A 19,512-nucleotide genomic window follows, 5' to 3' on the forward strand; every position below is an offset into this window, starting at 1 on the left:
ACGTGCAGTGACCCGAGTGACCCGAACGCCCCGGGCGGACGGCCGCATCGAGGTGCGCGGGCTTTCCCGCACCTTCCACACGACCGTCCGCCGCCCCGGTACCGTCGGCGCGCTGCGCTCACTGGTCAACCCTCAGCGGGTGGCCAAGCATGCCGTGCGGGACGTCTCCTTCGACGTCGCCCCGGGTGAACTGCTCGCACTGCTCGGTCCGAACGGCGCCGGCAAGTCCACCACCATCAAGATGCTCACCGGCATCCTCACTCCCACCTCCGGCGAGGCGCGGGTCGCGGGTGTGGTGCCGTACCGGGAACGGGAGCGCAACGCCCGCAACATCGGGGCGGTGTTCGGGCAGCGGACGCAGTTGTGGTGGGACCTTCCGGTGCGGGAGTCGTTCGCGATCCTGAAGGACATCTACGGCGTCCCGGCGGCCGAACACGCGGCCCGGCTGCGGGAGTTCGACGACCTGCTGGACCTGTCGGCCTTCTGGGACACCCGGGTGCGGCACCTGTCCCTCGGGCAGCGGGTGCGCAGCGATCTCGCGGCCGCGCTGCTGCACGATCCGCCGGTGGTCTTCCTGGACGAGCCGACCATCGGCATGGACGTGGTGGTCAAGGAGCAGGTGCGGGAGTTCCTGCGGCACCAGGTGGCCGAGCGCGGCCGTACCGTGCTGCTGACTACCCATGACATGACGGAGGTGGAGCGGCTGGCCGAGCGTGTGGTGCTGGTCAATCACGGGCGGCTGGTGGTGGACGGCACCCTGGAGGAGATCCGCCGTACGTTCGGCTCGACCTGGCAGGTGCGGGCCACGCTCGCCGACCCGCACGCCCCGGCCGGGCCGCTGCCGGGCATCGCGCTGCTCGGCCGGGAGGGCCCGCAGGTGGTCTTCGGACCCGACGGGCCGGACGCGCCCACGGTGCACCAGGCGCTGAAGCTGGTCATCGAGCGGTACGAGGTGACGGGGGTCGCCGTGGACGAGGCGGACCTTGAGGACGTGATGCGGGCGGCCTACGCCCAGGCGGGGGCGGTGTGACATGACGGCCGGGTACGCCTGGCGGGCCGCTCGCGTCACCCCGCTCGGCGAGCTGTACACCCCGCCCCGGATCACGGCCGCGCTGCTGCGGCTGACGGTGCGGATCGTGCTGGTCGCCTCGCTGTGGCACGGGCTGTACGCGCACACGGGGACGACGGCGGGCCTCGGCCGCGGGCAGGCGGTCACGTACGCCGTGCTGGCCGTACTCGCCTCTCGCCTCAGGGAGTTGGACCAGTACGCCGGCCGGGACACCGTGCAGCAGCACCTGCACTACGGCACGATCGTCTACTGGTATCTGCGCCCGCTGCCGCCTCACCGCTACTACGCGCTGCGGGCCCTGGGCGAGCAGCTGTACGGGCTGGCGTGGGCGGTGACCGGCTACGCGGTGTGTCTGGCCGCCGGGGTGGTCGAGCCGCCCGAGTCGGCTGCCGCGGGCGGGGTGTTCGCGCTGAGTCTGCTGCTGGGCCAGTGGGTGCTGCACTATCTGATGCTGCTCATCGACCAGTTGTGCTTCTGGACGCTGCGCAACACCTCCGCGCTGCTGATCCTGATGTTCGCGCAGAACCTGCTGTCCGGGGTGTACGCGCCGCTGTGGTTCTTCCCGCACTGGTTCGTGACGCTCAGCTCCTTCCTGCCGTTCCAGGCAACGCTGAACGTGCCGTTGTCGCTGTACGTGGGCCGGATCCCGGTGACGGACGCGGGCTTCCAGCTCGCCGTGCAGGCGGGCTGGGTGGCCGCGCTGGCGCTGCTGACCCGGTTTCTGTGGCAGCGGGCGGGGCGCCGCGTGATCTCGCAGGGAGGCTGAGCCGTGGACGCCGTACGGATCATGTGGCGCATCACGCGTCTGAACTTCCGGGCCCAGCTGGAGTACCGGGCCGAGTTCCTGATGAACATCGCGATCGGTGCGATCTGGCAGGTCTCGGTGGTCGTGTTCGCGACGGTGCTGCTGGCCCGGTTCACCGGGATGGGCGGCTGGGACAGCTCCGACGTGCTGCTGATCCCGGCGACGCGGATGCTCGCGCACGGGCTGTTCGTGCTGTTCCTGGGCCGGGTGCACGGGCTGGGCCGCAGCATCCAGGAGGGCAGGATCGAGGCGTATCTGCTGCGTCCGATGCCGGTGTACCGGCAGATCCAGCTGCAGTTCTTCCCGACCAACGCGATCGGCGACCTGACGGTGGCGGTGGGCCTGATGGCGGGCGCGCTGAGCCGGAGCCATCTGCAGTGGACGGCGGGCCGGACGGCGTACCTGGTCGCGGCCGTGCTGGGCGGGATGCTGCTGGAGGCCGCGCTGTTCACGGTGGTGGCGGCGGCCTCGCTGCGGTTCCCGGCGGCCGACTACTGGGGGAACTGGCTGGAGGAGCTGCTCGGCACGTTCGGCAGCTATCCGCTGAACGTGCTGCCGAGAGCGGTGGGCGGCTTCCTGACCTACGGCCTGCCGCTCGCGTTCGTCGCGTACTTCCCGGCGGCCGTGCTGACCGGGCACGGGCACGACACCGGGGCGCCGTACTGGCTGGCGGCGCTGTCCCCCGCGCTCGGCGTGCTGGCCTATCTCGCGGCCCGTCTGCTGTGGCGGCGCAGTCTCGCGCACTACACGGGGGTGGGCGGATGACCGCGACCGGAACGGGCACGGAAGGGAGCCTGACCGCAGCCGGCACCCAGCAGCGGGCCCGCGTACTCACCTCCCGTCACCACATCCACCGGGCACGCATGCGGTCGGCGAGGCCCGCCGGGTCACCTGTTGAGGGACCTCTCGGCATCGGTCTGCTTGGCCTCCTGCTGTGTGTGCAGTCACAGCACCAGGTGCCAGTCCTGGTCGTTGGCAAGGGGATCGGCCGTGTGCGCGGGGCGGCCGCCGAAGGCCGGCAGCCACGGCAGCCGTTCCTCCGCCGCGTCATGGAAAGCCGGATCGCCGGTCAGGGTGTGGGCGGCGGGAGTGTGCCAGCGGGCCGCTCCCCGGTCCGTGACCGGGTGACCCGAGCCCCACTGGTGTTCGACCGAGTGCCAGACGGTGACAGCGCCATCGAGCAGGAACCGACGAGCCCGGTTCTCCCCGTCCACGAATTGCACGGGTGCGCCGGTGACAGGGTCGAGGACCGCGTGACCAGGGCCGAAGGCAAGGGTCGACGGAACAGCTGTATCACTCGTCGGCATCGCAGCAATTGCCGCTTCTTTCCGGGCACGTTGGCTGCAACGTCCGGTCCTGGGCTGACGACGCGATCACACGCGCCGCCATTGAATCGCTTCAACCGGCCAGAGCGGCAAGCCCTGGTGTCCCCCGACAGCGGTTCACAACCTAGATGTCCTAGGATTATCCCTAGGTATCCAAGGAGGAGGTGTCGGGTGGCCCGTGCGGGACTCACCGTCGACCGGCTGATCGCGGCGGCAGCCGACCTCGCCGACGAGGCGGGCTTCGAGCACGTCACCCTGTCCGCACTCGCCCGCCGCTTCGGAGTGAAGGACGCGAGCCTGTACTCACACGTCCGGGGCCTGGAGGACCTGCGCACCCGGCTCGCGCTGCATGCGGGCGGCGAGCTGATCGACCGGATCGCGCCGGCCGTGGCGGGCCGCGCGGGCAAGGACGCGCTGGCCGCTTTCGCCGGGGCGTACCGCGCGTACGCCCTGGAGCACCCGGGCCGGTACGCGGCCACCCAGATCCGCATCGACCAGTCCCTGATCGCCGACTCCCCCGCCCTGCGCCGCACGGCCGAGATCACCCACGGGATGCTGCGTGCCTACGGCCTCGACGAACCCGATCTGACGGACGCCGTACGGCTGTTGCGCAGCACGTTCCACGGTTACTGCGCCCTGGAGTCCGCGGGCGGCTTCGGCGCGGCCCGGGACGTCCAGGCCTCCTGGGACAAGGCGGTCGACGCCCTGCACCTCGCCCTCACCCACTGGCCCCGGGAGACGAAGGAACATGACTGAACCGCTTCACCGCGACGTGACCGGCAGCGGTCCCGTACTGCTGATCCTCCCGGGCGGTGCCGGGCACCCCATGGGGCTCGGGCCGCTGACGGAACGCCTGGCTCGGAGCTTCACGGTCGTGACGTACGACCCGCTGGGGCTCGCCCACGGGCGGCTCGGGCTGCCGGTCCCGGACCAGCGGCCGGCGGACTGGAGCGACGGGGCGCACCGGGTGCTGGAGGCGGTGCTGCCGCCGGGCGAGCGGGCGTATGTGTTCGGGACCAGCTCCGGCGGGATCGCCGTCCTCGACCTGCTCGCCCGGCACCCCGGGCGGCTGGCGGGTGTGGTGGCGCACGAGCCGCCGTGTGTGACGGTGCTGCCGGACGGGGCGGAGCGGCGAGCCGAGCTGATCGGGCAGCTGGACGGGCCGGAGCGGCCGCCCGCCGAGGGCGCGTCGGCGACCCCGATGGGCGTCTTCCTCGCCCACGTCCTGCACCCCTTCACGGCGTACGTCCCCTCCGTCACGCCGGCCGGGCACCGCCTCACGCTCGCCGCCGGCGCCGATTCTCGCGGCCAACTCCTTTACCGCACCGCCGAGTTCCTCGCCAACCGACTGGGCGGCCGCTTCGCGGAGTTCCCGGGCGGGCATCTCGGCACCCTGGATCACCCCGAGGAGTTCGCCGGCCTGCTCACCGAGACGTTCCTGTCCGGCGCGCACACCTCGGCGTAGGACGGTGTCGTACCGCCCGGCACCCGTCCGGCCACGATGTCGGCCACCGCGTCCAGCGCCGCGCCGAGCGCCCGCCGGTAGAGCAGCGAGCCGAGGCTGATCCGGGCGACACCGAGTTCGGCGAGCCGGGACACGGTGGGGCCCGTGGGCGAGTAGAGGATGTTGAGCGGGGTGTCGACGCGCCGGACGAGGGCGGCGATCCGGTCCGGGTCGGTCAGGCCGGGCACGAACACCCCGTCGGCTCCCGCCTGTTGATAAGCCTCCAGGCGGCGGAGGGTCTCCGTCTCGTCGCCGTCGCCCGACCAGTGGGTGTCCGTGCGGGCGTTGACGAACAGGCCGGGCACGGCGGCCTTCACCGCGGCGATCTTCGCCGCGTGCCGGCCGACCGGTCCGAGGCCGTCCTCCAGGTTGACGCCGACGACCCCGGCGGACCACAACTCAACGGCCAGCTCGGCGACTTCCTGCGGATCGTCGGAGAAGCCGTCCTCCGCGTCCACAGAGAGCAGGTAGGGCTCCGGGCCGAGCGTGCGGGCGAGGCAGAGGGTCTGCTCGCGGGTCACTCCCTGGCCGTCGGGCAGCCCGGCCGCCGCCGCGACGGCCAGGCTGGTCGTGCCGATCGCCGCGAACCCCCGGGCGGCGAGGGCGGCGGCCGAGGCATGGTCCCAGGCGTTGGGGAGCAGCAGCGGCTCGCCCGGGCGGTGCAGTCCGGCGAATGTGGTGGCGGTGGGCTCTGCGGTCATACGGCCACGCTAGGCGCCGCACGGTTCGGCGCGCACCGAACGATGGACGGCAGGCCCGCCGATCATCCCTACGGACGATGGACTGCCGGCCTCCCGATCACCCCACCACCCCATGCGTAACAGAGGCACCGGAAACAACTTCGGCAACTTTTCCGCGCCTGGTGGCAACCCCCGGGCACGACTCAAGCACCACGCACCACCAGTCACCGTCGCGTCCGCAAGGCCCGCAAGCCCGTGATCGGCGCACTCGCCGCCGCCGGGCTGCTCGCGGGCGCGTGGTACGCCACGGCCGGGGCGGCCCATGTCACCACCCCGGCCCCGACCGTCACGTCCACGACCGTCTCCCTGCCCGCCAAGTACCCCTATCTTTCGGCCGGTTACATGCCAAGGGCGCCAAGCTGAGCGGCGGCTGGAGCTGGGGATGCAGCCACAACGAGGGCATCGCGCTGCACGCGGCCTTCCTGGCGGGTCCTGGGGCGCCCCGGTTCCGGTCGGAGCGCCCCAGGAGTTCATCCCACCCGCACCAGGCCCTCGGGCACCAGGTGCTGGGCGACGAGCGCGTCGCGGACGAGGCCCGCGAAGACGGTCGCTCCGTGCACGGAGGTGTGGGTGTTGTCGCGCTTCTCGTTGTAGAGGTAGATCGCCTTGGAGCCCGTCACACCGAGGGACTCCACCAGCGTCTTGGTCTTCGCCGTGAGGTCGATCAGGGGGACGTCCTCGCCGGCGGCGACGGACCGCATGACCGCCGGGAGGTCGACACCGAGGCCGTTGACCAGCAGGGCGGTGTTGTTGTTCAGGGTGCCGTCGGCGTTGAACCAGCGGCGCACGATGGGGGTGACGAGCACCGGTTCGCCGCCCTTGTCCCGGATGCCGGCGACGAGGGTCTCCAGGTTGGCCCGGTAGGTGGCCTCGTCGGTGGTCTTGTCGTTGTGGGCGAGCTGGACGAGGACGAGGTCGCCGGGGCGGATCAGAGGCTGGACGGTGTCCCAGAGCTGCGGGTTGGCCAGGTAGGTGACCGTGCTCTCGCCGGAGTCGGCGTAGTTGGCGACGGACAGGCCCTTGCGCAGGTACTGCGGGAGCTGCTGGCCCCAGCCGGAGTAGGGGGCGGCGGGCTGGTCGCAGACGGTGGAGTCGCCGATGAGGATGATCTGGCGGGCATGGTGGGCGGGGGTGACGCTGATGCCGGCCAGGGCGGGGGCGGAGCCGCCGAGGATGAGGTCCAGGCCGGGGGTGCCGTCGGGTCCGGTCGGCTCGCCCTCGGGGGTGCGGACGTTCACGGTGAAGGCGCGGGTGGCGCGCTCGCCGGCGGCGACGGCGGTCTCCGGGAGCAGCGAGCGCCGCGTCTCGCCGGTGATGGCGGTGCTGGAGGCCGCCGCGCCGCCGAGCCGGACCGTGACGTCGTAGGTGCCCGGCGGGACGTCGAAGTGGCAGCCGGTGGCGGTGCAGTTCTCCAGGCCGAGCGGCCGCGGTCCGGGGTGGGCCTGGGCGGGGGTGGCCGTCAGGGTCGCGCACAGGGTGACGGTGACGGCGGTCAGGACGGTGCCGCGCACAGCGTTGAAACGTCTCACTCGTGACTCCTCGGCGATTCACAAGGTCCGGCCGGTGGACCGTACCGCTCTCCGCAAGCGCTTTCTAGGCCTCTCGTCGAATTCATACGATCACCAACTGCAAAGCGGCGAAAGCCCTTTCGCGAAATCGATTCAACTGTCACTCTGCCTCACACCCGCACTCCCGGACCTCCCGAAGGAGGCACCCCCATGTCCGGATCCTCGAACAGCGCGGTCACGCGCCGCGCCTTCGTCGTCACCGCCGCGGCCGCCACCGGTACGGCCGCCCTCGCCGGCCCGCTCGCGGCCACCGCGTCGGCGGCGAGCTTCGGCTGGAGCGACGACGGCTCCAACTACGTCGTCGACACCGGCGCGAGCCTCGTCTTCAAGGTCAGCAAGACCAACGGCGACCTGACCTCGCTGGTGTACAAGGGCACCGAGTACCAGGGCTACGGCGGCAAGAACTCCCACGTCGAGTCCGGCCTCGGCACCTCCACCGTCACCCTGGCCCAGTCCGGCTCGACCATCCTGATCTCCGTCGCCTACGGCACACTGCGGCATTACTACGCGGCCCGCAGCGGCGAGAACAACATCTACCTGTGGACCAACAAGGCCGACTCCTCGGTCACCGCCACCCGGTACATCGTGCGCGTGAAGGCGGGCCTGTTCCTCAACGACGAACCGGACTCCTACACCTACACCACCAGCACCGTCGAGGCCTCGGACGTCTTCGCCAAGTCCGACGGGCAGACCCGCTCCAAGCACTACTCCCGCCACCGGGTCATCGACTACGACTACATCGGCTGGACCACCGGCAGCGTCGGCCTGTGGATCGTCCGCAGCAACCACGAGAAGGCCTCCGGCGGCCCCTTCTACCGCTCGCTGCTGCGCCACCAGAGCGCCGACGGCGGCGGACTGTACGAGATCCTCTACTACGGCGAGAACCAGACAGAGGCCGAGCGCTTCGGCCTCCAGGGCCCGTACGTCATCGCCTTCACCGACGGCGGGGCACCCTCGTCCTCGCTGTACCACGGCACCCTCACCACGCCCTGGGCCGACTCGCTCGGCATCTCCGGGTACGTCGCCGACGGCGGCCGGGGCCGGGTGGCCGGCGTCGGCATCAGCGGACGGGACACGGCGTACACGTACACGGTCGGGCTGGCCAACTCGGCGGCGCAGTACTGGGGTACGGCGCGGGCGTCGGACGGCTGGTTCTCGGTGTCCAGGATCCTGCCGGGTGCATACACGCTGACGGTCTACAAGGGCGAGTTGGCTGTATACAGTACACAGGTGACCGTATCCGCGGGCGCGACGACCACCCTCAACACGATCACCGTCCCGTCGTCCAACGACCCGTCGAACGCGAGCGCCATCTGGCGCATCGGCAACTGGGACGGCACACCGAGCGGGTTCAAGAACGCGGATCTGATGACGTACGCGCACCCCTCGGACGTGCGGGCCTCCTCCTGGACCGGGAACGTGGTGATCGGAAGCGGTTCCGAGACCTCCGCCTTCCCGTGCTACCTGTGGAAGGACGTCAACGGCGGCCTGCTCGTCTACTTCAGGCTCACCGCCGCCCAGGCCGCCGCCGCGCACACCCTGCGGATCGGCGTGACCACCGCCTACGCCAACGGCCGGCCGCAGATCACGGTCAACGGCAACTGGACCTCGGCGATCCCCTCCCCGCCCACCCAGCCGAGCACCCGGTCCCTGACGGTCGGCTCGTACCGGGGCAACAACTACACGTTCTCCTACAGCGTCCCGGCCACCGCGTGGCTCACGGACACCAGCCAGTACAACGTGCTGAAGATCGACATCGTGAGCGGTTCGGGGACGACGGGCTATCTCAGCGCCGGCACGGCGATCGACGCGATCGACCTGCTTGCCTGAACAACCGTCATGTTCCACGCGTCCACTGCTGGTTCGTGCCGCCGTTGCAGGTGTAGGTGATGATCGCGGCGGAGTCGGCGGTGGACGCGCCGGACACGTCCAGGCACTCTCCGGTCGTACGGGCCTTGATGTTCACGTAGGAGCCCGAGGCGGCGACCGCCCACTGCTGGGCGGTGGCAGCGGTGCAGTTCTCCTGCGTCACGTCGCTCGCGTTCTCCTGGAGGCACAGCGAGCTGCCCCGGCCCATCAGCTCGTAGTAACCGTTGCCGAGGTCCTTGAACCACCATTTCTGGTTGGTGCCGCCGTTGCAGGTGTACTGGCTGATCGCGACACCCTGCCACAGGGACTGGTTCGGTACGTCGGCGCACTTGGAACTGTGCCGGGCGATCAGGGTGTTGTACGTGGCACTGGTGCCGCTGATCGTGCCGGCGGTGGTGTCGACGGTGATCTCGGGGGACCAGGACATCGACATCGACGTGGCGGCCGGGAAGGTCAGCGGCAGCCACACGTACCGGGAGTCGTCGACCGTCCCGCCGAAGGAGTTGCCCCAGCGGTCGCCCATGTAGAGGTACGAGGTGCCCGAACTGCCCTGCACGGCAAGGACGTAGGCGGTCTGGGAACCGTACGCGGTGGAGTCGCCGACGTTCTTCCAGGAGGTCCAGGGGCCGGCCGGGGAGGTGGCGGTGGCGTACTGCTGCTGGTTGGGGCTCCAGCCCGTGGCAGCCGACGTCAGCATGAAGTAGACGCCGCCCCGCTTGAACAGGGCCGGGGCCTCGCGGTGTCCGCCGGGCCAGGGGTTGGCGACCAGGCCGGCGATGCCGGTGTAGTCGGCGGTGAGCTTGTAGATGTTCAGGTCGTAGTTGTTGTTGGCGGACGAGACCATGTATGCGGTGCCGTCGGTGTCGACGAACGTGGTCATGTCGCGGGACTGGTACTGGCCGAGCGGCTGGAAGCTGCCCTGGTACGAGTAGCTGCCGTCGACCGTGTCGGAGACGGCGACGGCGGCGCGGGCCTGGGTGTAGTCGACGCCGTTCTCCTTGTGCATCCACATCACGAACTTGCCGGTGGCTGCGTTGTAGATGACCTTCGGGCGCTCGATGTAGGCGGTGGACAGCTCGGCGGCGGAGGACTGGGACAGGACGTGGGCGCGGAACTCCCAGTTCTTCAGGTCGGTCGAGCGGTAGGCGTCGACGTAGCGGAAGGTGTTGTCGCTGTTGCGGTCCTCGCCGAACCAGTAGTAGTAGGAGCCGACCTTGATGACACCGCCGCCGTGGGCGTGTACGGCGTTGCCCGAAGTGTCCGTGAACTGCGTGCCGTTGGTGATCGTCTGCGGTGCCGCCTGGGCGGGTCCGGCCGCCGTCAGCGCGGCGGCGAGGGCGCAGCACAGGGCGAGCAGGAGGGCGTAGACGCGTCTCATCTCACACACGCTCCTTCACGGTGTCGGCGACGGGCACGCCGAAGTCCGGAGTGCCGTCGGGCTTCCAGCCGAGCTTCTGGATCCGGGTATGGCGGTTGGGGTCGTGCAGGGGGTCGCCGGTGATCTCCTTGTACTGGCGGGCGTGGTAGACGAGGACGTCGCTGCGGCCGTCCTCGGCGACGGTGAAGCAGTTGTGGCCGGGGCCGTACTGGTGGGTGGTGTCGTTGCTGGTGAAGACCGGCACGGGTGACTTGGTCCAGCTCCGGGCGTCCATCAGGTCGCTGTCGGCGTCGGCGGTCAGCAGGCCGACGCAGTAGTGGTAGTCGGTGGCGCTGGCCGAGTAGGTGAGGAAGACCCGGCCGCCCCGCTGCAGGGCGTACGGGCCCTCGTTGACCTTGTAGCCGACGCACTCCCAGTCGAACTCCGGGGTGGAGAGGCGCACTTGGGGTCCGGTGAGAGTCCAGGGGCTGGCCATCTTCGAGATCCACAGCGCGGTGTTGTTGTCCATGCCGGGTTCGTGCTGCGCCCAGACCAGGTAGCGGGTGCCGCGGTGCTTGAAGGTGGTGGCGTCGAGGGAGAACGTCTCCCAGGCGGTGCGGATCTGGCCGCGCTCCACCCAACTCCCCTTGAACGGGTCGGGGTTGGAGTTCTCCAGCACCCAGATGCGGATCGCCCACACATCCTCGGCGGGGGCCGACGCGAAGTAGATGTACCACTTGCCGCCGATGCGGTGCAGCTCGGGCGCCCAGATGTGCGCGCCCATCGGGCCGGTGGCGTGGGCCCGCCAGATCACGGACTCGGCGGCGGTGGAGAGGCCGTTCAGGGTGCGCGAGCGGCGCAGGATGATGCGGTCGTACTCGGGGACGGTGGCCGTGAAGTAGTAGAGGCCGTCGGTGTGGCGGGTGATGTGGGGGTCGGCGCGCTGGAGGACGAGGGGGTTCACGTAGGGGCCGGCTTTCTCGGTGGCGTCGGCGGGGGCGGCCTGGGCCGTGCCGGGGACGGTGGCCAGTGCTCCTGCGGCGAGCGCGGCGCCCTTCAACATCAGTCTGCGGCTGGGCACTTGGGACAGGTCGGGTTCGCGGCTCATGCGGGCTGCCTCTCGGTGGGGAAACGGGAGGTTCGAGATGTCGTACATCATCTGTAATGCCGAACGCCGAAAAGGTACGGGTGAGCATCCGAGGGGTCAATGGGTTCGACACGCGGAGGGGAAAGCCCTTTCTCCCGCGTCGTCCGCGTACGCCCTCCGGGTACGGCTCAGCGGCCGCTCGGCGCCTCCGGGAAGCCCAGGAGCGGGGCGAGCGTGCGGGCCTCGCGGGCCCGGTCCGCGAGGAAGGCGAGCACCAAGCCCCGTTCGCGGCAGTGGAGTTCGGCGGAGACGGTGCGTCCGCCGCCGTAGTCCAGCTGCTCCTCCCCCGCGCGGGCGAGCATCTGGGCGGTGAGCCAGTCGTACTTCACCGCGGACGCGCACACGGCCAGCCGGACCAGCCGCTCGTCACCACTGTGGCCGCTGTCTCGCAGGCCGTGCAGACAGGCGTCGTAGGCGGCGGCCGCGTACCGGGGCAGCCGGGCGGCCGGCACGAACAGGTCGAAGACCGAGTCGGGGAGGTAGTTGCCGAGGTCCTCGCCGAGGGCGCCGTCACCGGCGAAGGCCCAGTCGAGCAGCACCGTGTCCGGTCCGGCGTCGATGACGTTCGCCGGCCACAGGTCGAGATGGCAGAAGGCGCGCGGCAGCGCCTCCAGCACCCGCAGGAACCACTCCCGGTCGTGCCGCAGCCGGACCATGTCCCGCCGCAGTCCGGGCGGGAAGTGGTCGCGCACCAGGGGCTGCTGCCAGGCCTCGTCGCTGTCCAGCAGTTCCTCGCCGAGGGTCTTGGCACCGATGTAGTCGCGCAGGAAGCGCCGGGAGAGCCATGGCCGGTCCGCGACGCAGGCCGCGCCCTGGGCTGCACCCAGGCGGCGGGCGTGCTCGATGTGGCGGTCGAGCGGCCAGCCGGTGGCCGGCTCGCCCGGCACGTCCTCAAGCCACAACGCCACGTCCCCGCCAGGCCGTTCGGCCGCAGTCAGCAGCCGGGGGCCGCGCAGCCCGGACGACCGCCACACCCCGGTGAGCCCGGAGGCGTACACCTCGGCCTCACGGCGCCAGTAGTTCCAGTGCCGCGGATCCGCCGAGGCCGCCCAGCCCGCTTTCGTCCGCTTCGACCGGGTCAGCACCTTGAGGACCGGCGAGCGGTCGCCCGCCCGGACCCGCCAGACGCCCGCCGTGACACCGTTGCGCGGATTGTGGACCAGCGGCGTGCACTCCGGCGGACCGGTGAACTCACCGAAGACGGCACGCAGTTCGCCTCGGGGCAGTGCCGGGGAGCCCGGCGCGCCGGGGAGAGGTGTGGTCACCTCCCCAGGCTAGGCGGGCGCCTCGGCCGGGTCCTGGCGGCCGCGCAGCCACACGTACACCGGGATGCCCGCGAAGAGGAACAGCACGCCCTGGTAGACGGCCGCGTAGCCGGCGCCCGCGATCAGCCAGAAGGAGAAGGCGAAGGACAGGGCGGCGACGATCAGGTCCCGGGCCAGCCCGGCCGGCCGGACCTGGGCGCGCGAACCCCGGGCCAGCCAGTACAACTGCGCGGCCGCCGACAGCAGATAGGGCACGCAGCCGGTGAAGGTGGTGATCAGGACGAGGATCCGGAAGGTGGTGTCGGGGCCCGCCGTGTAATTGAGGGCGATCAGGACCGTGCCGAGCACCGCGCAGGCCCACACTCCGAAGCCCGGCACACCGCCCTTGCCCACCTTGGCGAACGGCGCCGGGAAGAGCCCGTCGCGGGCGGCGGCGTACGGCATCTGCGCGGCCATCAGGATCCAGCCGTTGAGGCAGCCGACGATCGAGACGACGGCGACCAGCGCGATCGCGGTGCCGCCCCAGTGGCCGCCGGTGATCGCGTTCACCGCGTCGGCGAAGGGCGCGCCCGACTTGGCCAGTTGCTCGTGCGGCACCAGGCCGAAGACGGCCACCGTGCCGAGCAGGTAGACGAGGGCGGAGCCCAGAGTGCCGAGGACGCTCGCGCGGCCGACCGTGCGCTCGGGGTCGTCCACCTCGCCCGCGCTCACCGCGGCCGACTCCACTCCGAGGAAGCTGTAGAGGAGCAGCGCGGCCGAGGCGGCGACGGCACCCGGGACACTGTCGCTCGTGGCGTTGAACGGGCCGAAGTTGTCGGCATGGACGAAGAACAGGCCGACGGTGGCCACCAGGAGGAGGGGGACGAACTTCAGCACGGTGGAGACGATCTGCACCGCGCCGACCCAGCGGGTGCCGGCGAAGTTCGCGGCGGCCGGCAGCCACAGCGCGGCGAGCGCGACCAGGCCTTCGAGCAGGTGGTTGCCGTGCAGCGGTATGAGAACGTCGGTGTACCCGACGACGGCGACCGCGAGCGCGGCGATGCTGACCCAGCACATCGTCCAGTACGACCACGCCGACAGGAACCCCGCGAACGGGCCGAACGCGTCGCGCGGGTAGACGTACAGCCCACCGGTGACCGGGCTGCGCCGGGCCAGCTTCCCGAAGAGCAGGGCGAGCAGGACGGCGGCGACGGACAGCACGGCGAACGCGAGCAGGCTGACGGTGCCGTACGGGGCGACGGCGGAGGGCAGGGCGAAGATGCCGCCGCCGATGATGTTGCCCATGACCAGGGCGGTCGCGGCGACGAGGCCGAAGGAGCGGCGCCGGGGGGCAGCGGGGGTCCCGGTGAGCGGAGCGGCTTCGGTGGACTCGGTGGAGTCGGAGACGGTGGAGTCGGGGGCAGTCATGGCGGTTCCGGGGAGGGAGCAGGAGCGGGGAGGAGCGTGATCGTAACCCCGTGGTCCATATGCTGGGCGATCTGTTCACACACTGGACACAAACTCGGTGCGTACAGGGTTTTCGCAGGTTGGACCCAACGCCGGGGATGCTCACCTGCTGGACACCGTGGCCCGTCCCGGCTCCGCTTCGACTAGCGTCGTGACATGAACAGCAGCATCTCCCCCAGCCTCGCCGACACCCTCGCCGCCGGGACGGTCGTCCTCGACGGCGGCATGTCCAATCAGCTGGAGTCGGCCGGGCACGACCTGAGCGACGAACTGTGGTCGGCGCGGCTGCTGGCCGAGCAGCCGGAAGCAATTGCCGAGGCGCATCTCGCCTACTTCCTGGCGGGCGCGGACGTCGCGATCACCGCCAGCTACCAGGCCACCTTCGAGGGCTTCGCCCGGCGCGGCATCGGCCACGAGGAGGCGGCGCGGCTCCTCGCGCTGAGCGTCGGCCTCGCTCGTACGGCCGCCCGCCGGGCCGGGGACACGGGCGTCGGGCGGCCGCTGTGGGTGGCGGCCTCGGTCGGCCCGTACGGGGCGATGCTCGCGGACGGCTCCGAGTACCGGGGCCGGTACGGGCTGAGCGTGGACGAGCTGGAGCGTTTTCACCGGCCGCGCATGGAGGTACTGGCCGCCGCCGGGCCGGACGTCCTCGCGCTGGAGACGGTTCCGGACGCCGGCGAGGCCGCCGCGCTGCTCCGGGTGGTGCGAGGCCTCGGGGTGCCGGCGTGGCTTTCGTACACGGTCGACGGTATGCACACACGGGCCGGCCAGCCCCTGGAGGAGGCGTTCGCGCCGGCCGCCGACGTGGACGAGGTGATCGCGGTGGGCGTGAACTGCTGCGCTCCGCAGGATGTCGAGCCCGCGGTGGAGATCGCGGCGCGGGTCACCGGCAAGCCGGTCGTGGTCTACCCCAACAGCGGGGAGGCCTGGGACGCGGAGGCGCGGGCCTGGACGGGGCGGTCGCGGTTCGGTGCCGAGCAGGTGAAGACCTGGCGGGACGCGGGTGCGCGGCTCATCGGGGGCTGCTGCCGGGTGGGGCCGGAGGCGATCACGTCGATCAGGGAGACGTTGGCCACGGCCTGAACCCGATGCCGGCGACGGCCGTAGCGGCTCTGGTCCGTGCCCCCTTCCGGCCGCTAGCCTCGCGCATGGGAACCGGTTGCTGCCCATGTTGCCGCAGTTCCCGACGGTGCGGAGGGCTGGGGATGACCAGGAAGAGCGAGGCCGCCGGGCGGAGCACGATCCGGGATGTCGCCGCGCGGGCCGGGGTGTCCGCGTCGACCGTGTCCCGGGTGCTGGGCGGGGTGTATCCGGTGAGCACGGCGACCCGGAGCCGGGTGATGCGGGCCGTGCACGAGATGGACTACGTGGCCGACGCCCGCGCGAAGGCCGTCGCCGGGGTCGGTACGCCGACCCTGGCGTTCGTGCTGGAGGACATCACCGGGCCGTCGTTCGCGCACATGGCGCGGGGAGTGGAGCGCGAGGCCGCGCGGCTCGGGCATCTGTGCCTGGTGTGCAGCACGGACGGAGACCTGCGGCAGGAACTGGACTTCATCGAGACGATGCGCGCCCAGCGGGCGGCGGCGGTGATCCTGGTCGGCGGTACGGCGGACACGCCCGAGTACCGCGAGCGCACGCGCCGCATCGCCGACTCGCTGGCCTCGGCCGGTTCCCGGCTGGTGCTGTGCGGGCGGCCACCGCTCGGTCCGGGCGCGCCGGTGACGGTCATCGAGTACGACAACGAGGGCGGGGCGTATGCGCTGGTGGCGCACGTCCTCGCCCAGGGCCACCGGCGGGTGCTGTTCCTCGGCGGCAAGCCGGACCACACCACGGCGCAGGGCCGCGAGCGCGGTTACCTCGGTGCGCATCGCGCCCGCGGTCTGGAACCCGACCCGGACCTGCTGCTGCACGGCGACTTCACCCGCGACTCCGGGCACCGGCTGATGCGCCGGGCGCTGGAGCAGGAGCTGGACTTCACGGCCGTGGTGGCCGCGACCGACATGGTCGCGGCGGGCGCCCTGACCGCGCTCCACGAGGCCGGGCTGGACGTCCCGGGGGACGTGTCGCTGGCCGGGTACGACGACATACCGTTCGCCCGCGACCTGCATCCGGCGCTGACCACCGTGCACGTGCCGTACGAGGAACTGGGCCGCCTCGCCGTCCGTACCGCCCTCGGCCACTCCTCGGACTCCGCTGCCTCCCCCGCTTCCGCCGGCGAGCATCTGCTGCTGGGCACGCATGTGGTGGTGCGGGGGTCGGTGAGGGCGGTTGGGGGGTGAGGGGGCGGATCGTCGACGGTCGACCTACGACGATCCGGCACGTGGTTGGTCGTCTGTCTACTGTGTACCGGCGACAGTCGACCGACGACGATCTGCCTCGGTCGTCTGTCTGCCGTCTGCTGCCTTCTGGCGACAGTCGACCGTAGACAATCACCGCCGTCGCGTCCCCACCGACCGCCGCAGGCGTCGTACCGCCGCTGCCCACTCCGCTCCCGGGGCCCGGATGTCCGGGGCGGGGGTGGGTTCCGGGACGGTGGGGGCGGTCGACCAGAGGTTGATCTCCGCATCCCGTGGACCGTATGCGGTATACGGGTCACCATCGCCGAAGATCCGCACCGGATGGGAGGCGTCCCAGGCCTGCCAGCCGGGGTTTCCGGTTGCCGCGAAGCGCACCCAGGCCGTGTGCATCGCCTCGCACAGGTCCCGCGGGGCGCCCTCGCCGGCGAGTTTCTTCGATTCGGGGACGTCGCCGGTGTCGAAGACGAAGCCCAGTTCCAGGGCGTGGCAGGCGCCGAGGCCGGGGAGGCGGGAGGGCCAGGCGAACTCGTAGAGGTGGGAGGTGCCGGGGCGGGCGTCGGCGAGGCGGTGCAGCGGGACGCGCAGCAGGTGGTCGGTGACCATCTGGCCGACGGTCTCGGCGGCGCCGGCGTCGGGGTGCAGGGCGCGGTAGCCGCGGGGCACCTCGTGGCCGGTGTGGCAGCGGGCCATGGCGCCGGCGAGGGCGACCGGGCCGAGCCGGTCGACGCGCTCCAGCAGGCCGCCGGGGACGAGCCAGAGCCGGTACTCGTCGCGGGTCCAGCCCATCAGCAGGTCGACGCCCTGGGCGGCGTCGCCGTCGATCAGGGCCTGGAGCGGGTCGCGGGGCACGAGGTCGCCGTCCACGACGATGCCGAAGGCGGGTCCGCCGAGGACGGGGCTGCTGAGTCGGCCGGCTTCGGCCTGGGTGCGCAGCAGCAGGTCGCGGTCGACGGCGGCGAAGGCCTCGGCGGTGGCGGGGATCTTCAGCCGGCCCGCCATGCGGCGCACCATGCGCCGTACCTTTTCCCGGTCGGACGCCTCGGGTGGGCCGCTCTGCAGGACCGCCCGCCGGACGAGGCCCTGGGCCGCGGGTGCGGCGAGCAGGGCGCCGGCACTGATGGCGCCGGCCGACTGCCCGCACAGGGTGATCCGGTCCGGGTCGCCGCCGAAGGCGCCGATGGCGTCGTGCACCCAGTGCAGGGCGGCGAGCTGGTCGCGCAGGCCGGGGTTGGGGGGTGCGTCGGGGAACAGTCCGTAACCTTCCACGCCCAGGCGGTAGTTGACCGAGACGCAGACGACTCCGTCGCGGGCGAAGGAGGCGCCGCCGTAGACGGGGACGGCCGAGGATCCTCTCGTCAGGGCGCCGCCGTGGAGCCAGAGCAGGACGGGGAGGCGGGCGCCCGGGTCGGGGGCGGGGGTCCAGATGTTGAGGTTGAGGCAGTCGTCGCCGGGGATGTCGGGGTCGGACAGGTACTGGGCGAACGCCTCGGAGTACGGCGGTTTCGGCGCGGTCGGGCCGAAGGCGCCGGCGTCGCGCACCCCGTCCCAGGGTTCGGGCGGCTGGGGCGGGCGGAACCGGCGGGGGCCGAAGGGCGGGGCGGCGTAGGGGATGCCCCGGAACACCGCGACGCCGTGCTCGTACCGGCCACGCACGGCCCCGTACGGCGTGGTGGCCTCGGGCCTGAACTCGGGGTTCGCCTGGTCTGCCGTCATCGCCCACCAGCCCTTCGCCGCGCACTCGTGCACCGTGCATACAGAGCACCACAGAAGCGTCCGGTATTCCGGTGCACGGGCGCGCGGGAGGGCCGTTCGGGCTATCCGGAGACGGACAGTGACAGGATCATCACTTGGCGTACATCAGGGTGCCGAAGCCGAGCTGGTCGTAGCCGCCGCTGGTGGAGCCGTAGTCGCCGCCGCCGCCCTCGGGGGCGACGAGGTTGTAGTACATGGCGGAGATGTACTTGTCGTCGAGGTACAGACGGCGGTTGTAGTGGAAGTGGAGCATGGCCCAGACCGGGCGGATCTGGCCGCGGGAGGCGGAGGAGATCACGGACTGCGAGTTCTGGGCGCAGTTCGTGCCGCTGCCCCAGGTGTAGGTGGTGAACGGGACGTCGTTGCCCAGGTTGTACTTGGCGACGTACTGGGCGGCTTTGAAGAACCTCCGGCTGTCGTAGGAGTAGAGGTCGTCGCCCTGGTTCCAGGCCATTTCGCAGATGGCGCCCATCTGGCCCATGCCCATGACGGTGTGGCCCTGGTCGCGGCCGGACTCCTGCCACTGGCCGAGGTCGTAGCCCTCGACGTTCGGGTAGAGGAACGGGACCGCGTGCTGGATGGAGCCGTTTCCGGCACCGGTCTTGAAGTAGGTGACGGCCTGGTCGTACGTGGCGGCGTCGTCGGTGAGGATCCCGATGGCCAGGACGGAGGCCATGTTGCACAGGTCCCAGTTCGCCCAGTAGTTGGTGATGCAGGCGCCGTTGTGGTGGGTCAGGAAGTCGTTGTTCATCGGGTAGAAGACGTTCAGCATCATCTGCTGGAACGCCGTCAGGTCGAACCCGGCGTAGCCGCGCATGAGTTCGGCGGCCTGGCAGAACTCCCAGCCGTAGATGCCGGCGGCGAGGAAGCGGTCGGCGGTGCCCTGGATGGAGGTCAGGGTGTTCGCCCAGGCGTTGAGGATGCGGACGGCGCAGTCCGCGTTGGCGCTGGTGCCGCCGACGACCCAGCGCAGGGCGTTCTGGTAGGCGGCGGCGATGTCGTTGTAGAGGATGCCGTAGTTCTCGGGGTAGCCCGAGCCTCGGTAGACGGTGGCCTGCGGGTTGGGTGTCCAGGTGGACTGGGAGTGGGAGTTGGCGGTCAGCCGGTTCCAGCCGGACAGCCAGGGGTCGTCGCCCGCGGCGACCCTGACCTTGGCGCGGTTGATGTCTCCGGCGTTGTGCAGCATGCCGGGGTGGGTGAAGGTCGCGGGGGCCGCGTTCGCCGTGGTGGTGGCGGACGCGGCACCCAGTGCGACGGCCGCGGTGAGGCCGCCGGCGGTCTTCAGCAGACCGCGACGGCTCAACTCACCGGTGGGGATGGAGCGGTGGGGGGATGTGCGGCTCATGGTGGGGCATCTCCCATCCGTGG

The 19,512-nt window shown here is 71.3% G+C and carries 18 protein-coding genes; 9 read left to right on the forward strand and 9 right to left on the reverse strand.

The annotated features are described in order from the left end of the window. Positions 1-16: 16 nt before the first annotated feature. From O1G22_RS09490 to O1G22_RS09500, 3 genes are read left to right on the forward strand one after another with little or no spacing between them, the layout of a single operon-like run. On the forward strand, positions 17-1,030 hold the full coding sequence (locus tag O1G22_RS09490) for an ABC transporter ATP-binding protein (protein ID WP_270080933.1): 1,014 nt from the start codon (positions 17-19) through the stop codon (positions 1,028-1,030). Between the two features lies 1 nt (position 1,031). Next, a complete protein-coding gene (locus O1G22_RS09495; protein ID WP_270080934.1) occupies positions 1,032-1,835 on the forward strand; it encodes an ABC transporter permease in 804 nt (267 codons plus the stop codon). A 21-nt stretch (positions 1,836-1,856) separates the two neighbouring features. Then, positions 1,857-2,639, forward strand: a complete 783-nt coding sequence (locus tag O1G22_RS09500) for an ABC transporter permease (RefSeq protein WP_428986485.1) — start codon at positions 1,857-1,859, stop codon at positions 2,637-2,639. 179 nt (positions 2,640-2,818) lie between these two features. On the opposite strand, the gene O1G22_RS09505 is transcribed toward O1G22_RS09500, so the two are convergent. Further along, on the reverse strand, positions 2,819-3,097 hold the full coding sequence (locus O1G22_RS09505; protein ID WP_270080936.1) for a hypothetical protein: 279 nt from the start codon (positions 3,095-3,097) through the stop codon (positions 2,819-2,821). A 273-nt stretch (positions 3,098-3,370) separates the two neighbouring features. On the opposite strand from O1G22_RS09505, the gene O1G22_RS09510 reads away from it, so the two are divergent. Together O1G22_RS09510 and O1G22_RS09515 are read left to right on the forward strand one after the other, a co-directional pair. Further along, the gene (locus O1G22_RS09510) at positions 3,371-3,955 is read left to right on the forward strand and encodes a TetR/AcrR family transcriptional regulator (protein WP_270080937.1); all 585 of its coding nucleotides are present in this window, start codon (positions 3,371-3,373) and stop codon (positions 3,953-3,955) included. Continuing rightward, positions 3,948-4,664 (forward strand): alpha/beta fold hydrolase, encoded by a 717-nt coding sequence (locus O1G22_RS09515; protein WP_270080938.1) that lies wholly within the window; start codon positions 3,948-3,950, stop codon positions 4,662-4,664. Before O1G22_RS09510 ends, O1G22_RS09515 begins: the two co-directional genes overlap by 8 nt. Here the strand turns inward: O1G22_RS09515 and O1G22_RS09520 are convergent. Further along, entirely contained in the window at positions 4,598-5,404 is an 807-nt protein-coding gene (locus tag O1G22_RS09520) for an isocitrate lyase/PEP mutase family protein (RefSeq protein WP_270080939.1), read from the reverse strand. The genes O1G22_RS09515 and O1G22_RS09520 overlap by 67 nt on opposite strands. A gap of 234 nt (positions 5,405-5,638) precedes the next feature. Here O1G22_RS09520 and O1G22_RS09525 point away from each other — a divergent pair, with 234 nt between their 5' ends. Further along, entirely contained in the window at positions 5,639-5,806 is a 168-nt protein-coding gene (locus O1G22_RS09525) for a hypothetical protein (protein ID WP_270080940.1), read from the forward strand. Between the two features lie 107 nt (positions 5,807-5,913). Here the strand turns inward: O1G22_RS09525 and O1G22_RS09530 are convergent, their stop codons facing one another. Further along, positions 5,914-6,972, reverse strand: a complete 1,059-nt coding sequence (locus O1G22_RS09530) for a rhamnogalacturonan acetylesterase (RefSeq protein WP_270080941.1) — start codon at positions 6,970-6,972, stop codon at positions 5,914-5,916. Between the two features lie 189 nt (positions 6,973-7,161). Here O1G22_RS09530 and O1G22_RS09535 point away from each other — a divergent pair, with 189 nt between their 5' ends. Beyond that, positions 7,162-8,841, forward strand: coding sequence for a rhamnogalacturonan lyase B N-terminal domain-containing protein (locus O1G22_RS09535; RefSeq protein ID WP_270080942.1), 1,680 nt, complete (start codon positions 7,162-7,164; stop codon positions 8,839-8,841). A gap of 7 nt (positions 8,842-8,848) precedes the next feature. Here O1G22_RS09535 and O1G22_RS09540 read toward each other — a convergent pair whose 3' ends face one another. The 4 genes from O1G22_RS09540 to O1G22_RS09555 form a co-directional block, all read right to left on the reverse strand. Continuing rightward, on the reverse strand, positions 8,849-10,258 hold the full coding sequence (locus O1G22_RS09540) for a family 43 glycosylhydrolase (RefSeq protein ID WP_270080943.1): 1,410 nt from the start codon (positions 10,256-10,258) through the stop codon (positions 8,849-8,851). Position 10,259: 1 nt separating this feature from the next. Then, positions 10,260-11,345, reverse strand: a complete 1,086-nt coding sequence (locus O1G22_RS09545; RefSeq protein WP_270080944.1) for a glycoside hydrolase family 43 protein — start codon at positions 11,343-11,345, stop codon at positions 10,260-10,262. Between the two features lie 167 nt (positions 11,346-11,512). Further along, on the reverse strand, positions 11,513-12,649 hold the full coding sequence (locus O1G22_RS09550; protein WP_270080945.1) for an aminoglycoside phosphotransferase family protein: 1,137 nt from the start codon (positions 12,647-12,649) through the stop codon (positions 11,513-11,515). A 9-nt stretch (positions 12,650-12,658) separates the two neighbouring features. Continuing rightward, complete coding sequence (locus O1G22_RS09555) at positions 12,659-14,056, reverse strand: amino acid permease (RefSeq protein ID WP_270080946.1); 1,398 nt, start codon at positions 14,054-14,056, stop codon at positions 12,659-12,661. 195 nt (positions 14,057-14,251) lie between these two features. Between O1G22_RS09555 and mmuM the strand changes: the two genes are divergently transcribed. Then, positions 14,252-15,178 carry a homocysteine S-methyltransferase gene (mmuM, locus tag O1G22_RS09560; RefSeq protein WP_270080947.1) on the forward strand — a complete coding sequence of 309 codons (927 nt, stop codon included), beginning with the start codon at positions 14,252-14,254 and terminating at the stop codon, positions 15,176-15,178. A 122-nt stretch (positions 15,179-15,300) separates the two neighbouring features. Further along, positions 15,301-16,374 (forward strand): LacI family DNA-binding transcriptional regulator, encoded by a 1,074-nt coding sequence (locus O1G22_RS09565; RefSeq protein ID WP_270080948.1) that lies wholly within the window; start codon positions 15,301-15,303, stop codon positions 16,372-16,374. Positions 16,375-16,524: 150 nt separating this feature from the next. Here O1G22_RS09565 and O1G22_RS09570 read toward each other — a convergent pair whose 3' ends face one another. Together O1G22_RS09570 and O1G22_RS09575 are read right to left on the reverse strand one after the other, a co-directional pair. After that, the gene (locus O1G22_RS09570) at positions 16,525-18,105 is read right to left on the reverse strand and encodes a carboxylesterase/lipase family protein (protein WP_270080949.1); all 1,581 of its coding nucleotides are present in this window, start codon (positions 18,103-18,105) and stop codon (positions 16,525-16,527) included. Positions 18,106-18,235: 130 nt separating this feature from the next. Beyond that, entirely contained in the window at positions 18,236-19,489 is a 1,254-nt protein-coding gene (locus O1G22_RS09575; protein ID WP_270080950.1) for an alginate lyase family protein, read from the reverse strand. Between the last annotated feature and the right edge of the window lie 23 nt (positions 19,490-19,512).

The organism is Streptomyces camelliae, assembly GCF_027625935.1.
GTDB classification, from domain to species: domain Bacteria; phylum Actinomycetota; class Actinomycetes; order Streptomycetales; family Streptomycetaceae; genus Streptomyces; species Streptomyces camelliae.

Bases quoted from the DNA above. Each gene is read 5' to 3' on its own strand.
- O1G22_RS09570 (WP_270080949.1), bottom strand. From the start codon at position 18,105: ATGACGGCAGACCAGGCGAACCCCGAGTTCAGGCCCGAGGCCACCACG.
- O1G22_RS09535 (WP_270080942.1), top strand. From the start codon at position 7,162: ATGTCCGGATCCTCGAACAGCGCGGTCACGCGCCGCGCCTTCGTCGTC.
- O1G22_RS09500 (WP_428986485.1), top strand. From the start codon at position 1,857: ATGTGGCGCATCACGCGTCTGAACTTCCGGGCCCAGCTGGAGTACCGG.
- O1G22_RS09540 (WP_270080943.1), bottom strand. From the start codon at position 10,258: ATGAGACGCGTCTACGCCCTCCTGCTCGCCCTGTGCTGCGCCCTCGCC.
- mmuM (WP_270080947.1), top strand. From the start codon at position 14,252: ATGAACAGCAGCATCTCCCCCAGCCTCGCCGACACCCTCGCCGCCGGG.
- O1G22_RS09575 (WP_270080950.1), bottom strand. From the start codon at position 19,489: ATGAGCCGCACATCCCCCCACCGCTCCATCCCCACCGGTGAGTTGAGC.
- O1G22_RS09520 (WP_270080939.1), bottom strand. From the start codon at position 5,404: ATGACCGCAGAGCCCACCGCCACCACATTCGCCGGACTGCACCGCCCG.
- O1G22_RS09545 (WP_270080944.1), bottom strand. From the start codon at position 11,345: ATGAGCCGCGAACCCGACCTGTCCCAAGTGCCCAGCCGCAGACTGATG.
- O1G22_RS09565 (WP_270080948.1), top strand. From the start codon at position 15,301: ATGACCAGGAAGAGCGAGGCCGCCGGGCGGAGCACGATCCGGGATGTC.
- O1G22_RS09555 (WP_270080946.1), bottom strand. From the start codon at position 14,056: ATGACTGCCCCCGACTCCACCGTCTCCGACTCCACCGAGTCCACCGAA.
- O1G22_RS09515 (WP_270080938.1), top strand. From the start codon at position 3,948: ATGACTGAACCGCTTCACCGCGACGTGACCGGCAGCGGTCCCGTACTG.
- O1G22_RS09495 (WP_270080934.1), top strand. From the start codon at position 1,032: ATGACGGCCGGGTACGCCTGGCGGGCCGCTCGCGTCACCCCGCTCGGC.